At 41.8% G+C, this 2,356-nt stretch carries 2 protein-coding genes; both read left to right on the forward strand.

Going from position 1 to position 2,356, the window contains the following annotated elements:
• Nucleotides 1-878: 878 nt before the first annotated feature.
• The gene (locus FJR06_RS12770; protein WP_015080308.1) at nt 879-1,448 is read left to right on the forward strand and encodes a photosystem I assembly protein Ycf4; all 570 of its coding nucleotides are present in this window, start codon (nt 879-881) and stop codon (nt 1,446-1,448) included.
• 133 nt (nt 1,449-1,581) lie between these two features.
• The coding region (locus FJR06_RS12775) for a peptidylprolyl isomerase (RefSeq protein WP_168651562.1) at nt 1,582-2,356 on the forward strand (775 nt) is incomplete at its 3' end.

Raw genomic sequence — 2,356 nt, forward strand, 5'->3', positions numbered from 1 at the left:
ATAATATTCCTGACCAACCTACGAATACAAAGCGATCGCGCTTTAGCCAGTCGTCTAATACGTCAAACCACCCTCTACTAGGGGCGCGTCCAACTGCGATGGTCATTTAACTAAAATCCTCGTTTTTACTAAAATTGCCCCGTTTTTTTAAGCAGTGTTTCCACAGTTTTACTGATTTATATCATCTGCCGTGAGGAATTCAACGTTTTTTTTTACAAACCCAGCAGCCTTGCAGAAGCTAAGATTGTGAGAACTGACTACTTGACAAAGTGATCATTTCTCTTGACACTCCCCTGGCTAAAGCCGAGGGGATTCTTAAGAGATGACGCTCTTAATATCCTTATTTCTAAGGTTCCCAGGCTCAACACATTTGCCCTTTAGGCGTGCTGATATCTCCTCAAGGTTTTTCGGGCGTAGACTTTCCCACAGTCCGGGGGTAGGTTTTTAAATCTTGTACTGATAACGGCATTTTACCATTTTTAGTGCAGGATAAATCCTGTTTCTAGCCTTCATCCCCTAAAGCACGAACATACTCAACTGCGTTGCTGTTTTTCAGTGGTTTTCGGCATTTACCTGATAAATTAGGCCATGATTAGCTACCGTTAACCGGCAATTTAGATTGTGGTAGCGTAATGATTATTAACTTATCACATTCCTCAGGGTTTGGGCTGGATATGGAACAGGAAGTTAAATATTCTCTATCCATATCAGAATTTTAACAATTGGACATAGGTTTTCTCAGAAATCTTCCTAGGGGCGCAGGCCCTGCGGCCTAAAATCCTTCAAGTTCAGGATAAAATTTCTGCTCAATTCTTTGATAACTTGCAATCCAGACTGCTTCAGTGGCAGACTTGAGAAAGATAGTCCAAGGCAGTTTAATGACCGTATCAACAACAATTAACAAAAGCGAGAACCTCCTCTCTCAAAAGGTTCTTGGTTCACGTCGGTTTAGTAACTACTGGTGGGCAAGCATTGTAACTATGGGAGCCAGTGGTTTTTTCTTAGCTGGGATCTCTAGTTATCTCAAAGTTAATTTACTCATAGTTACTGATGCAACACAACTAATATTTGTCCCTCAAGGATTGGTGATGGGACTATATGGTTCTGCTGGCTTGCTATTAGCTACATATCTGTGGCTCGTGGTGCTGTGGGATTTAGGCGGCGGTTATAATGAGTTCAATCGGGAAACGGGGACATTAAAAATCTTTCGTTGGGGGTTTCCAGGGAAAAACCGTCAAATCCAAATTGACGGCAGGATTGCAGATGTACAATCTGTCAGGATTGTGATTAAAGAAGGTCTGAATCCTCAACGTGCTTTGTATCTTAGGGTTAAGGGTAGAAGAGATATTCCCCTCACACGAGTAGGTCAACCGTTATCTTTGGCAGATTTGGAAACCCAAGGTGCAGAATTAGCCCGTTTTTTAGGAGTATCCTTAGAAGGACTCTAGGGATTTTGGATTGGTGAACAATAAGATCCATAACATAAGATCCCCGACTTCTCTAAGAAGTCGGGGATCTGGGGATATAAGGAATAATTGGCCAGAAAAGATGAAGATATTTTGTTTAATGCAGTCACTAACAATGCGGTTAAAATTTCCACAATTTTTTGTAGTTCTGTTGATGATTGGCTCTTTGACTTTGGGAGGATGTACTGGTAGTACAACATCTTCTAATTCATCCCCAACGGCAACTACTACCAGTGCTACTACTAGCGCACAAACAGTATCAGAAACTGTTAGTGAGAGTATTCCTGGAACCAAAGGTTTACCACGCCTTGAGGGTAAAGCTACGGTGGTGATGACGGTGAAGCGTGGAGAAGTAGTTAACCCCCAATCAATTACAATTGAAATAGATGGCACAAATGCACCAATTACTGCGGGTAATTTTGTGGATTTGGTTCAAAAAGGCGTTTATGACGGTTTAGCATTCCATCGTGTTGTCCGTGAACCTCAACCTTTTGTGGTTCAAGGTGGAGATCCCCAAGGTAAAGATCCGAAATTTCCCGAAAATAGACTGGGAACAGGTGGTTTTATTGATCCTAAAACTGGGAATGAGCGCCGGATACCGTTAGAAATTAAACCAAAAGGCGCAAAAGAGCCTATTTACAGTAAAACAATTACTGAGAAGCCTGTATTACAGCATAAGCAAGGGGCGATCGCTATGGCTAGATCACAACCAACTGATTCTGCTTCTGCTCAATTTTACTTTGCTTTAGCAGATTTATCGTTCTTGGATGGTAACTATGCGGTGTTTGGTAATGTTACCAAAGGTTTTGAGGTAGTGAACAAAATTGAGCAAGGCGATCGCATTGTATCGGCAAAAGTTACTCAAGGCGCGGAAAATCTAAAAACTGCTC

Origin of the sequence: Dolichospermum sp. UHCC 0352 (genome assembly GCF_009711925.1) — a bacterium.
In the GTDB taxonomy this organism is placed as follows: domain Bacteria; phylum Cyanobacteriota; class Cyanobacteriia; order Cyanobacteriales; family Nostocaceae; genus Dolichospermum; species Dolichospermum lemmermannii.